We start from the raw sequence: 11798 nt of genomic DNA, 5'->3' as shown, positions 1-11798 counted from the left end.
CTGACCTTGAGTGACACCGCATGTACAAAGCGCTGTTGGCTGTGTCGCTCAGCCTGTTTCTCACCAGCTTCCAGGCGCTTGCCGAGGAAGTCTGGCCCAGCCCTGACTGGCGCGTGGCGGATGACTCCAGCACTACGGACTGGCGAGAGGTTCAAGCCTATGCGTTTGCCGACCGTGACGACAGCCGTCGTGAAGGTGTGCGCACCGATGCTTTGTTGGTAATCAAGGATGGGCACATTGTCTACGAGCACTATGCTGCGCCAACTACCGCCAATACCCCGCACCTGACTTGGTCCATCAGCAAAAGTGTATTGGCCGCTGTGCTGGGCGTTGCATACGGTGAGGGCCGTTTTCACCTCAACGACCCAGTGGCCGGCTTTTATCCTCCGATGCAGTCTCACCCTCACGTTCGCCTGGAGGATCTGCTGCATTGGGCCAGTGGTCTGAATTGGCAGGAAAACTATGAATACGCCCCGTTGCATTCATCGGTGGTGGCCATGCTCTACACCCGCGGGCGCGGTGATATGGCCGCCTTCACTGCCGCTCGACCCGCGGCCGAAACGCCAGGCCAACGCTTTCTCTACTCCAGTGGTGATAGCAATCTGTTGGCAGCGGCCTTGCGTGCAATGCTACCGCCCGGAGATTACGCCGCGTACCCCTGGGATGCCCTGTTCACGCCATTGGGAATCGAATCCGCCGTGTGGGAAAAAGACACCAGTGGCACATTTGTGGGCTCATCCTATCTGTATATGAATGCACGCGACCTGGCGCGGATCGGCTTGCTGATGCTGCGAAACGGCCGCTGGCACGCGCAGCAGGTTGTGCCCCAGGACTGGGTTGCCTTCAATCGCAAGCTGTTCGACAAGGCAGTCGCCGAACCCGGAGAAGCCAACCCTGGCGGACACTGGTGGCTCAATCAGCCGCTAGCCGGTGGCGGGCGGCCTTGGCCGGATGCGCCGGCCGATACCTTCGCGGCCTTGGGCCATTGGGGCCAGGCGCTGTATGTGCTACCGCAGAAGCAGATGATCGTGGTGCGTTACGCCGATGATCGCGATGGCCGCTTTCAGCACAACGAATTGCTCAAGCGGGTGCTGGCGGCACAGGCCGAGGGGCAACCATGAAGCGCGTGTCGCTGGTGCTTGTGTTGCTCGTTGGGGCCTGGGGATGGCACGAACGCCAGGCCTTGGCGGATTTTACCGGGATTCTCAGCGCCTATTCTGCCAAGGAGTACTGTTCTTGTCGGTTCGTCATGGGTTTCGATACGCCTTACTGCCAGGCCTACGTGCGCCAATATCTGCCCTTGAGCCGTCTTGTGGAAAACACTCAGGCTCGCCAGGTCACTGCAGTGGGACTCGGGGTTGAACGTCGTGCATTGTGGCGGGGCACCCGCGAAGGCTGCAGCTTGCTGCCGTGAGGGCAGCCGGGTAATGTTGACGGCCTCAGTGTTACAGGATCTCTCATGTTCTCTTTGCCTCGTCTGCTATTTGCCCTGCTTGCTGCCGTGAGCCTCTCCGCCAATGCCAATTGGCACCTGGATGGCGAGTCGTCGCGCCTGTCCTTTATCTCCAGCAAAAATGGCGATACCGCCGAAGTCCACCGCTTTTTGGTTTTACACGGCAAAGTCGACCGTAAGGGCGCCGCCGAGCTGATGATCGAGATGGACTCCAACAATAGTGGCGTGCCACTGCGTGATGAGCGCATGCGCAAGGATCTGTTCGACTATGCGCGCTTCCCGGAAGCCAAGGTCAGGGCCCAGATCGATTTGCGTCCGATCAACGACCTGGCCAATGGCGCTCAGGTCGAGTTGCGCATGCCATTGACGGTCGAGCTGCATGGAAAGGAGCACAGTTACAACGCCTTGTTGTTGGCCACACGCCTGGACGAGCGGCGCTTTCAGGTGGTGACCCTGGAACCCTTGATGCTACGCGCCGAAGACTTCGATTTGCTCCCAGGCGTAGAGACGCTGCGCAAGCTGGCGGGGCTCACATCCATCAGCCCGTCGGTGCCGGTCAACGCGGTTCTGATCTTCACGGCGCGCTGACATGGCCGGACCGGTCTTCCCTTGGCGAGATGGCAACCGGTTCGAATTATTGATCGACGGCCCTGCGTTTTTTCCGCGCATGCTTACAGCCATCGTGCGGGCTGAGCAGCAGGTCGATCTGGAACTGTACCTGGTGGAGGCGGGTGCATGCGCCGAGACCATGGTCCAGGCGTTGATCCAGGCGGCTGAACGCGGCGTGCAAGTGCGTTGCCTGTTCGATGACTATGGGGCGCTGGCCTTCACCTTGAACTTGCGTAAGCGCCTGATTGCGGCGGGGGTCGAGTTACGCTGGTATAACCGTCTGAGCTGGCGCCGGGGCGTGCGCAATCTCTACCGGGATCACCGAAAATTGCTGCTGGTCGATCAATCCTGGGCGGTTGTTGGCGGTACCGGTGTTACAGATCAATTCTGGGTGCCGGAACAAGATACCAGCGAGTGGCATGAGGTGATGGTGCAGATGCAGGGGCCGTTGGTGGCCGACTGGCAAATGCTCTTCGATCGCCAATGGCGCGCCAACCTGCGCCGCACGGCCTGGCGACCACCCACGCACTTCGGCCTGCCGCGCCTGCCTCATGTGCCTGATCGTGGCGAGGGTATGGGCCGCGTAGCTTATGCCGATGCCCGCCAGCATCGGGACATTCTGCAATCGCTGGTGCGTGCATTGAACAGCGGTCAAAAGCGTATCTGGCTGGCTACGCCCTACTTCTTGCCGACATGGAAAGTACGTCGCTCCCTGCGACGGGCTGCCGCTAACGGTATCGATGTGCGGCTGCTATTGACCGGCCCACGTACCGATCATCCGTCGGTGCGTTATGCCGGCCATCGTTATTACCCGAGATTGTTACGTGCAGGGGTGAAAATCTACGAATACCAGCCGTGCTTCTTGCACCTGAAAATGGTGCTGGTGGACGACTGGGTGAGTATCGGCTCGTGCAACTTCGATCATTGGAATCTGCGATTCAATCTCGAGGCCAATGTCGAGGCACTTGATCCGCCGCTGACGGCTGCGGTAGCAGCGAGTTTCGAGCGTGACTTTGCGCAAAGCCTGTGTATTGATTTCGCCCATTGGCATGCGCGGCCGTTGTGGAAGCGCTTGCAGCAGAGGGTATGGGGGTGGTTGGACCGGTTGGTGGTTAACTTGCTGGATCGGCGTAATTAACCCGGTGAATTTTAAACCGGGCGAAACGTTCTCGGTAAGCCGGACACTAACGTGGGCTTTAAATCGTGTCACCTAGCAAAAATACTAGGTGTCAAGACGCTTTAAAGATAACTTGGAGGTAGCGAAAATAAAAAAGCCCGGCATGTGCCGGGCTATTTCAACGCAAGAAGTGAATCACTTCACCTCTACCGCCAGACTTTCGGCGATTTTGCTTTGCCACAGTGCAGGCCCGGTGATGTGCACCGACTCACCATTGCTGTCGACCGCAACGGTAACGGGCATGTCCTTGACGTCGAACTCGTAGATCGCTTCCATTCCCAGTTCGGCGAATGCCAGTACCTTGGACTTCTTGATCGCCTGGGCCACCAGGTAGGCAGCACCGCCGACAGCCATCAAGTAAACGGCTTTGTTGTCCTTGATCGCGTCGATGGCGGTAGGGCCACGCTCGGACTTGCCGATCATGCCCAGCAGGCCGGTTTGCTCAAGAATCTGGCGCGTGAACTTGTCCATCCGCGTAGCGGTAGTTGGGCCGGCAGGGCCAACCACTTCTTCGCGTACCGGATCAACCGGGCCCACGTAGTAGATGAAACGCCCCTTGAGGTCGACCGGCAGCTCTTCGCCACGGTTGAGCATTTCAACCATGCGTTTGTGTGCAGCGTCACGACCGGTGAGCATCTTGCCGTTGAGCAGGATGGTCTCGCCCGGCTTCCAGCTTTGCACGTCTTCCGGCGTCAGGGTGTCGAGGTTGACACGGCGGGCCGACGGGCCAGCTTCCCAGACGATTTCCGGGTAGGCATCCAGCGATGGCGCCTCAAGATCAGCCGGGCCGGAACCGTCGAGCACGAAGTGGGCGTGACGGGTTGCTGCGCAGTTGGGGATCATGCAAACCGGCAGGGACGCGGCATGGGTTGGGTAATCCATGATCTTGACGTCGAGCACGGTGGTAAGACCGCCCAGACCCTGGGCACCGATGCCCAGCTGGTTAACTTTCTCGAACAGCTCCAGGCGGATCTCTTCGATACGGTTTTGCGGACCACGGGCCTTGAGCTCGTGAATGTCGATGGATTCCATCAACACTTCCTTGGCCATCACTGCGGCCTTCTCGGCGGTACCGCCGATGCCGATGCCGAGCATACCCGGCGGGCACCAGCCAGCACCCATGGTCGGAACGGTCTTGAGCACCCAGTCGACGATCGAGTCGGACGGGTTGAGCATGGCCATTTTCGACTTGTTCTCGGAGCCGCCGCCTTTGGCTGCCACATCCACTTCTACGGTGTTACCCGGAACGATGGAGTAGTGGATGACCGCAGGGGTGTTGTCCTTGGTGTTCTTGCGAGCGCCTGCCGGGTCGGCAAGGATCGAGGCACGCAGGACGTTTTCCGGCAGGTTGTAGGCGCGACGCACGCCTTCGTTGATCATGTCGTCCAGGCTCATGGTGGCGCCATCCCAGCGCACATCCATACCAACGCGCACGAACACGGTGACAATACCGGTGTCCTGGCAGATCGGGCGGTGACCCGTGGCGCACATGCGCGAGTTGATCAGGATCTGCGCGATGGAGTCACGCGCAGCAGGCGACTCTTCACGCAGATAGGCCTCATGCATGGCCTGAATGAAGTCAACGGGGTGGTAATACGAAATGAACTGCAGGGCGTCGGCAACGCTCTGAATCAGGTCGTCTTGCTTGATCACGGTCATGCAGCGCGCTCCTCTTAAAGACGGGAACATTCAATAAGGTATTCCGACGCGGACAGGCCGAGGTGTCGAAACGACCTTTCACGGCGCGCCGACGGTCTGACTGGCGGCGCAAAAAGGCGCGGCAGTATAGCGCGCATCGGCCATTGGTTCACGTATCAGTGGTCTGACGAAGGTCGGTAACCGCCAGGCATCGTTTTTGCGTAACGCCTGTTTATGCATAAACTGACTGCCTTGAGGTCTGGGAGACCATTGATGCCTGAATTGCGGGTGGATGAGCAGCAGTGGACGGTGGCGCCGGGCAGCAATCTGCTCGATGCACTCAACACTGCAGGTTTTTCGGTGCCGTACAGTTGTCGCGCTGGTAGTTGCCATGCGTGCCTGGTGCGCTGCCTGCAAGGCCAGCCGCAGGACGCCCGGCCCGATGCCTTGAGTGCGGAGCAGCACCGCTTGGGTTGGCGCCTGTCCTGTCAATGTCGGGTTGAAGAGGATTTGCAGGTTGCCCTGTTCGATCCGCATCAAGATGGTATCGGCGCAACGCTGATAGCGCACGATTGGTTGAGCCCGACGGTGTTGCGCCTGCGTCTGCAAGCGGAGCGGGCGTTGCGCTACCGGGCAGGTCAGCACCTGGTGTTGTGGAGTGCCAACGGCGTAGCTCGGCCTTACTCATTGGCCAGCCTGCCCGATGAAGAGCGCTTTTTGGAGTTTCATCTGGATTGTCGTCAGCCCGGTGCGTTTTGTGACGCAGCGCGCCAACTACAGGTTGGGGACGCCTTGCGGTTAGGTGAGTTACGCGGCGGTGCGTTGCACTACGACCCGGACTGGCAGGAGCGTCCGCTCTGGCTGTTGGCTGCAGGGACCGGCTTGGCGCCGTTGTGGGGCATTTTGCGCGAAGCCCTGCGACAGGAACACCACGGGCCGATTCGTCTGGTGCACCTGGCCCATGATGGCGAGGAGCATTATCAAGCAAGCGCCTTGGCTGAGTTGGCCAACGACCACCCGCAACTGCAAGTGGAGTTGCTCACTGCGCAAGATGTGCCCCAGACGCTGGCATCGATACGTTTGCAATCACGCCAGACCATTGCCTTGGCCTGCGGTTCTCCCGCCAGCGTCGAGCAGTTTTCCCGACGACTGTTTTTGGCAGGGTTGCCGCGCAATCAGCTGTTTGCCGATATCTTTATCGGACATGCATAAAAAACCGCAGCACAGGCTGCGGTTTTTCTGTTACCAGGCAGAATCAGACCAGCGAATCACCAACATGCAGGATCTTCATGCCGTTGGTGCCACCAATGGTGTGGTAGCTGTCGCCTTTGGTCAGGATTACCCAGTCACCGGGCTCCACCAGACCACGCTTGAGCAGCTCATCGACCGCTGCCTGACTGACTTTCTCCGGTGCCAGGGCAGCTGGATCGAAAGCAATCGGGTAGACACCGCGGAACATCGAGGCGCGAGCCTGGGTGGCGCGGTGTGGCGACAGGGCGAAGATCGGCACCGAGGAACGCAGGCGCGACATGATCAGCGGGGTGTAGCCACTTTCGGTGAGGGCGATGATCGCCTTGACGCCGGGGAAGTGGTTGGCCGTGTACATGGCCGCCAGGGCGATGCTTTCGTCGCAGCGCTCGAAGCGGGTATGCAGACGGTGGCTGGACTTCTGGCTGGTCGGATGCTTTTCAGCACCCTGGCAGATGCGCGCCATGGCCTGGACCGCTTCGATCGGGTAGGCGCCAGCGGCACTTTCGGCCGAGAGCATCACCGCGTCGGTGTTGTCGAGCACGGCGTTCGCCACGTCGGACACTTCAGCACGGGTCGGCATCGGGTTCTGGATCATCGACTCCATCATCTGTGTCGCAACGATGACGGCTTTGTTGTTGCGCCGGGCGTGCTGGATGATTTTCTTCTGGATAGCGATCAGCTCGGCGTCGCCGATTTCCACACCCAGGTCACCACGCGCAACCATCACTGCGTCACTGGCAGCGATCAGGCCGTCGAGGGTTTCGTCGTCGGCGACCGCTTCGGCGCGTTCGATCTTGGCTACCAGCCAGGCGCTACCGCCAGACTCGTCACGCAGGCGACGGGCGTATTCCATGTCGCTGGCATCACGCGGGAAGGAAACGGCCAGGTAGTCCAGGTCCATTTCGGCTGCCAGCTTGATGTCGGCCTTGTCTTTTTCCGTCAGGGCCGGGGCGGTCAGGCCACCCCCTCTGCGGTTGATGCCTTTGTGGTCGGACAGCGGGCCACCGATCAGCACCGAGCAGTGCAGGGCATCGCTGGTGGCGGTTTCGACGCGCATAACCACGCGACCATCATCGAGCAGCAACTCGTCACCGACGCCGCAGTCTTTGACCAGGTCCGGGTAGTCGATACCGACGATATCCTGGGTACCGTCTGTCAGCGGGTGAGCGGTAGAGAACGTAAAGCGATCACCGACTTTCAGTTCGATGCGCTTGTTGGTGAATTTGGCGATACGAATCTTCGGACCTTGCAGGTCGCCGAGCAGTGCCACGTGGCGGCCCAGGCGTGCCGCAATCTCGCGAATCAGGCGAGCGCGAGCCTTGTGCTCATCGGGCGTGCCATGGGAGAAGTTCAGGCGAGCCACATCCAGACCGGCAAGGATCAGTTGTTCGATAACTTCCGGTGAGTTGCTGGCGGGGCCTAGGGTGGCGACGATTTTGGTACGGCGGATGGTCATGCACAGACTCCTATAGTGAAGCGCAGCGAAAGGCTACTCTGGAATTTCGCTGTAGTCATTGTTCCTTTGCACTACCTTGCCCGTTGGCAGGGGGGCGTTTGAACGGTGTTGTGGTGGGTGGCGCGATGGCGTAAGGGTATGCAACGAGGACAGCAACAGGCCTTGCTGCTACAGATTTTTCGTTAGAGGTCGATAAACTGTGCAATACAGGAGATTCCCCATGCGAGCCTTGATCGTTATTGCCTTGGCGACCAGTGTCGTCGGCTGCACCCGTTGGTCGATGGACCATCATCTGAACAACGCCTACCGTGCCTATGATCGCGGCAATTGCGAGCAGGTCATGCTTGAGTTGTCGCAAGTAGACCGGACCAGCCGCGCCCGCCCATTCATTCATCCAGAAGTGTCAATGCTGCGCGGCCAATGCCTGGAACGCCAGAAGCTGTATGTCGATGCCGCACAGACCTATCAGTACCTTATTGCCCGTTATCCGCAGAACGAATACGCCTATCGCGCCCGCGCCCGTTTGCAGACGCTGGAGCAACTGGGGCACTTTCGCAGCGCCGAGACCGCAACGGCCCGACCGCTGGCCACTACGCCTTGGCGTTAATACCAAAGTGCGCTGGGCGATTGTGACGCCAGGGTCAGGTTGCGCTAATCTTATGACTGAACCTTACACACATCAGTAGCACTAGCGCGGCCCTGCTAAAGGGTCTCCGACAGCGATTGCGATCATGTTCGACGAGCGCCGCATCGAGCGTCACCAGCTCCCCTATTTCCTCAAAGTCTTCAACCGTTTTACCGATCAGCCCATCGGCTATCTGGGTAACGTGTCCGAGGACGGCCTGATGCTGATCAGCCAGTTACCTATGCTGGTCGGTCCGGATTTCGAGTTGCAACTGAAAGTGATCGGCCGCAGCGGTGGGGTCCACTTGATCAACCTGACCGCCAGTTGTCTGTGGTGCCATGAAGACGAGACCCCCGGTCACTACGATTCCGGCTTCATGCTGCTGCAGGCGCCCGACGAATACGCCAAGCTGGTGCGCGCCCTGCGCAACTATTTCAGCTTCTACCCGTTAGGGGCTTCCGCCTGATGCTGGCCGTGGCAAGAGAGTAGCCCTAGACTCTGGTCGACCCTATGTTCAGGACGACCCTGTGAGCACCAGCATTTTCTGGCACGACTACGAAACCACCGGTATCAATCCGCGCAATGACCGGCCGCTGCAAGTGGCCGGTGTTCGCACCGATCTCGACCTCAACGAGATAGACGCGCCAATCAATTTCTACTGCCAGCCCAGTGACGACATTCTGCCGCATCCGGCGGCTTGTCTTGTGACCGGTATCACGCCTGCGCACCTGGCCAGTCGCGGTTTGAGCGAAGCCGAGTTCATGACACGTGTGCATGCCGAGCTTTCCCGCCCCGGCACGTGTAGTGCCGGCTATAACAGCTTGCGTTTCGATGACGAAGTGACGCGCTACAGCCTGTACCGCAATTTCTTTGATCCGTATGCCCGCGAATGGCAGGGCGGGAACAGCCGTTGGGACCTGATCGATGTGGTACGTGCCGCTTATGCGTTGCGACCCGATGGCATCGTCTGGCCCGAGCAAGAGGGGCGTGTCAGCTTGCGTCTGGAATTGCTCACCGCCGCCAATGGTATCGATCATGGCCAGGCTCACGAGGCACTGAGCGATGTGCGCGCTACCATTGCGCTGGCGCGGTTGATCCGAGAGAAACAACCAAAGCTGTATGACTGGTTGTTTCAATTGCGCAGTAAACAGAAAGTGTTGGACCAGATCCGCTTGCTGCAGCCGTTGGTACATATTTCCGGGCGTTTTTCTGCGGCACGTAATTACCTTGGAGTTGTCCTGCCGCTTGCCTGGCATCCGCGTAATCGCAATGCCTTGATTGTCTGTGACCTGGGCATGGACCCTCAGCCCTTGTTGGAGGAGGATGGCGAATCACTGCGCCAGCGTTTATACACGCGACGTGAAGATTTGGCGCAGGGACAATTACCGGTGCCGTTGAAGTTAGTACACATCAACCGATGTCCGGTTGTTGCGCCGCTCAATGTATTGCGAGAGCAAGATAAGCAACGCCTGGAACTGGATATGTCCTTATTCCAAGCGCGGGCATCCAGTCTGATAGCGGCTGAGGCGCGGTGGCAAGATAAGTTACAGAATCTTTATCGTGAGGAAGCATTTGCCCCGTGCGAAGATCCCGAGCAGCAACTGTATGACGGATTTATTGGTGACCGTGACAGGCGCCTGTGCGAGCAAGTGCGCAATGCCGAGCCAAAGCAGTTAGGGCAGGGGCACTGGATGTTTGATGATGAACGACTGCCGGAGTTGTTGTTTCGCTATCGGGCGCGCAATTTTATCGAGACCTTGAGCGATGAAGAATTGCAGCGCTGGCAGCTGTTCTGCAAGCAGCGTTTGAGCGACCCACAGTGGGGCGCACCGAATACGGTTGGGGATTTTGAACAGGCGTTAGAGGCCTGCTGGGGCAAGGCTGATGCAGCTCAGCGCGAGCTGCTCGGGCAGTGGCGGGCGCACGTCCAAACGCTGAAATTGCAGTTTGGGTTGTAAACATCGGGATGAAAAAAACGCCAGCTAGCTGGCGTTTTTTTATGTCAGTGCAAACGAGGTTGCAGCGACTGGCAATTAACCCAGCAAGGTCGCCCAGCCTTCAACCACATCGCCACCCCACTTGGCTTTCCACTCTTTCAGGGTTTTGTGGTTGCCGCCTTTGGTTTCGATGACTTCACCGTTGTGCGGGTTTTTGTATTGCTTGACCTTGCGCGCGCGCTTGGTACCGGTGGTTTTAACAGCGCCACGAGGTACTTTTACCGATTTTGCTTCTGGGTCGAGCAGCGCAATGATATCGCGCAGCGACTTCTGATACTCACCCATCAGAGTGCGCAGTTTGCCTTCGAACTCCAGCTCTTTCTTCAGCTTGTCGTCGTTCGACAGGTTTGCCAGACGCGCTTGCAGTTCTTTGATGGCTTCTTCTGTAGCGCGGTATTCGTTGATCAGGGACATTTGAGGATCCTTGGAAATAGGGAAATCAGGGAGACAGTGGTCCAATAATAGTCAGAGCGTACTGCCAAGTAAACATTTAACTTGGTAATAAATGCGCAGGTGCTTAAATCAATCCAATAATTTGTATTAAGAAAAATTTACAAACTAAGACTTGCAGATAACACTCAACTTGTCGCCACACCGTTCGGTGCGCTGCTTCCGCCAGCCTCGGGCGCTGCAGATAAAGGCGACGGGTTGGACACATTCTCTACTGCAGTTTTTCCGGGCAATCGTTAGAATGAGCGCCTTTGCGAAGTATCTGGAGCCCCTTTCATGCAAACCTACCGGCTGGTGATTGCTTGCCCCGACCGCGTTGGCATCGTCGCCAAAGTCAGTAATTTCCTGGCGTCCTATAACGGCTGGATCAACGAAGCGAGCCATCACTCCGATGAGCAGAGCGGTTGGTTTTTCATGCGTCATGAAATTCGCGCACAAACGCTGCCATTTGGTATCGAGGCGTTTCGCGAAGCGTTTGCACCTATTGCCGAAGAATTCTCGATGGTCTGGCGCATAACCGATACCGACCAGAAGAAGCGTGTGGTGTTGATGGCCAGCCGTGAGTCTCATTGCCTGGCGGACTTGCTGCACCGTTGGCATGCAAAGGAACTGGATTGCGATATTCCTTGCGTGATTTCCAACCATAACGACCTGCGCAGCATGGTCGAATGGCATGGAATTCCGTTTTTCCACGTCCCGGTAGACCCGCAGGACAAGCAACCTGCGTTTGCTGAAGTTTCGCGTCTGGTCAAGGAACACGCTGCGGATGTTGTGGTGCTGGCGCGTTACATGCAGATTCTGCCGCCGCAACTGTGCCAGGAGTATGCCCAGCAGGTGATCAACATTCACCACAGCTTCCTGCCATCCTTTGTCGGTGCCAAGCCTTATCACCAAGCCTCGTTGCGTGGTGTGAAACTGATTGGTGCTACTTGCCACTATGTAACCGAAGAGCTGGATGCCGGTCCGATCATCGAGCAAGACGTCGTACGCGTCAGCCACAGCGACAGCATCGAGGACATGGTCCGATTCGGTCGTGACGTCGAGAAGATGGTGCTGGCCCGCGGTTTGCGCTATCACCTGGAAGACCGCGTACTGGTTCACGGTAATAAAACGGTGGTTTTCAACTAACGCGTTCGATGGAG

12 protein-coding genes are annotated in these 11798 nt (G+C 58.3%); 9 read left to right on the top strand and 3 right to left on the bottom strand.

The window, feature by feature from the left end:
• The first annotated feature begins 20 nt into the window (after positions 1-20).
• Genes V0R60_RS23560 through V0R60_RS23545 form a run of 4 tightly spaced genes read left to right on the top strand, consistent with a single transcriptional unit; the run spans position 21 to position 3200 of the window.
• A complete protein-coding gene (locus tag V0R60_RS23560; RefSeq protein ID WP_330080783.1) occupies positions 21-1121 on the top strand; it encodes a serine hydrolase domain-containing protein in 1101 nt (366 codons plus the stop codon).
• The gene (locus V0R60_RS23555) at positions 1118-1414 is read left to right on the top strand and encodes an amidase (RefSeq protein ID WP_330080782.1); all 297 of its coding nucleotides are present in this window, start codon (positions 1118-1120) and stop codon (positions 1412-1414) included. The genes V0R60_RS23560 and V0R60_RS23555 overlap by 4 nt, the downstream gene beginning before the upstream one ends.
• Before the next feature lie 45 nt (positions 1415-1459).
• Positions 1460-2041 (top strand): YceI family protein, encoded by a 582-nt coding sequence (locus V0R60_RS23550; RefSeq protein WP_330080781.1) that lies wholly within the window; start codon positions 1460-1462, stop codon positions 2039-2041.
• Between the two features lies 1 nt (position 2042).
• Positions 2043-3200, top strand: coding sequence for a phospholipase D-like domain-containing protein (locus tag V0R60_RS23545; RefSeq protein ID WP_136474741.1), 1158 nt, complete (start codon positions 2043-2045; stop codon positions 3198-3200).
• 174 nt (positions 3201-3374) lie between these two features.
• Here the strand turns inward: V0R60_RS23545 and V0R60_RS23540 are convergent, their stop codons facing one another.
• Positions 3375-4898 carry a fumarate hydratase gene (locus V0R60_RS23540; protein ID WP_330080780.1) on the bottom strand — a complete coding sequence of 508 codons (1524 nt, stop codon included), beginning with the start codon at positions 4896-4898 and terminating at the stop codon, positions 3375-3377.
• Positions 4899-5150: 252 nt separating this feature from the next.
• Here V0R60_RS23540 and V0R60_RS23535 point away from each other — a divergent pair, with 252 nt between their 5' ends.
• The gene (locus V0R60_RS23535; protein ID WP_330080779.1) at positions 5151-6089 is read left to right on the top strand and encodes an iron-sulfur-binding ferredoxin reductase; all 939 of its coding nucleotides are present in this window, start codon (positions 5151-5153) and stop codon (positions 6087-6089) included.
• 43 nt (positions 6090-6132) lie between these two features.
• Here V0R60_RS23535 and pyk read toward each other — a convergent pair whose 3' ends face one another.
• Positions 6133-7584 (bottom strand): pyruvate kinase, encoded by a 1452-nt coding sequence (pyk, locus tag V0R60_RS23530; protein WP_136474744.1) that lies wholly within the window; start codon positions 7582-7584, stop codon positions 6133-6135.
• A 220-nt stretch (positions 7585-7804) separates the two neighbouring features.
• Between pyk and V0R60_RS23525 the strand changes: the two genes are divergently transcribed.
• The 3 genes from V0R60_RS23525 to sbcB all read left to right on the top strand — a co-directional run bounded on the left by V0R60_RS23525 (position 7805) and on the right by sbcB (position 10167).
• Complete coding sequence (locus tag V0R60_RS23525; protein WP_136474745.1) at positions 7805-8191, top strand: tetratricopeptide repeat protein; 387 nt, start codon at positions 7805-7807, stop codon at positions 8189-8191.
• Positions 8192-8315: 124 nt separating this feature from the next.
• Positions 8316-8675 (top strand): PilZ domain-containing protein, encoded by a 360-nt coding sequence (locus V0R60_RS23520; protein ID WP_136474746.1) that lies wholly within the window; start codon positions 8316-8318, stop codon positions 8673-8675.
• A gap of 61 nt (positions 8676-8736) precedes the next feature.
• Positions 8737-10167: an exodeoxyribonuclease I gene (sbcB, locus tag V0R60_RS23515; protein ID WP_330080778.1), complete on the top strand. Its 1431-nt coding sequence runs from the start codon at positions 8737-8739 to the stop codon at positions 10165-10167.
• Positions 10168-10242: 75 nt separating this feature from the next.
• On the opposite strand, the gene mvaT is transcribed toward sbcB, so the two are convergent.
• A complete protein-coding gene (gene mvaT, locus V0R60_RS23510) occupies positions 10243-10620 on the bottom strand; it encodes a histone-like nucleoid-structuring protein MvaT (protein ID WP_136474748.1) in 378 nt (125 codons plus the stop codon).
• A gap of 312 nt (positions 10621-10932) precedes the next feature.
• On the opposite strand from mvaT, the gene purU reads away from it, so the two are divergent.
• A complete protein-coding gene (gene purU / locus V0R60_RS23505) occupies positions 10933-11784 on the top strand; it encodes a formyltetrahydrofolate deformylase (RefSeq protein WP_136474749.1) in 852 nt (283 codons plus the stop codon).
• Positions 11785-11798: the final 14 nt, after the last annotated feature.

It is taken from the genome of Pseudomonas auratipiscis (assembly GCF_036324085.1).
Lineage (GTDB): Bacteria > Pseudomonadota > Gammaproteobacteria > Pseudomonadales > Pseudomonadaceae > Aquipseudomonas > Aquipseudomonas auratipiscis.
This window is presented reverse-complemented; position numbering and strand designations above follow the sequence as displayed.

Bases quoted from the DNA above. Each gene is read 5' to 3' on its own strand.
- V0R60_RS23550 (WP_330080781.1), top strand. From the start codon at position 1,460: ATGTTCTCTTTGCCTCGTCTGCTATTTGCCCTGCTTGCTGCCGTGAGC.
- purU (WP_136474749.1), top strand. From the start codon at position 10,933: ATGCAAACCTACCGGCTGGTGATTGCTTGCCCCGACCGCGTTGGCATC.
- V0R60_RS23555 (WP_330080782.1), top strand. From the start codon at position 1,118: ATGAAGCGCGTGTCGCTGGTGCTTGTGTTGCTCGTTGGGGCCTGGGGA.
- V0R60_RS23540 (WP_330080780.1), bottom strand. From the start codon at position 4,898: ATGACCGTGATCAAGCAAGACGACCTGATTCAGAGCGTTGCCGACGCC.
- V0R60_RS23560 (WP_330080783.1), top strand. From the start codon at position 21: ATGTACAAAGCGCTGTTGGCTGTGTCGCTCAGCCTGTTTCTCACCAGC.
- V0R60_RS23520 (WP_136474746.1), top strand. From the start codon at position 8,316: ATGTTCGACGAGCGCCGCATCGAGCGTCACCAGCTCCCCTATTTCCTC.
- mvaT (WP_136474748.1), bottom strand. From the start codon at position 10,620: ATGTCCCTGATCAACGAATACCGCGCTACAGAAGAAGCCATCAAAGAA.
- V0R60_RS23545 (WP_136474741.1), top strand. From the start codon at position 2,043: ATGGCCGGACCGGTCTTCCCTTGGCGAGATGGCAACCGGTTCGAATTA.
- V0R60_RS23535 (WP_330080779.1), top strand. From the start codon at position 5,151: ATGCCTGAATTGCGGGTGGATGAGCAGCAGTGGACGGTGGCGCCGGGC.
- V0R60_RS23525 (WP_136474745.1), top strand. From the start codon at position 7,805: ATGCGAGCCTTGATCGTTATTGCCTTGGCGACCAGTGTCGTCGGCTGC.
- pyk (WP_136474744.1), bottom strand. From the start codon at position 7,584: ATGACCATCCGCCGTACCAAAATCGTCGCCACCCTAGGCCCCGCCAGC.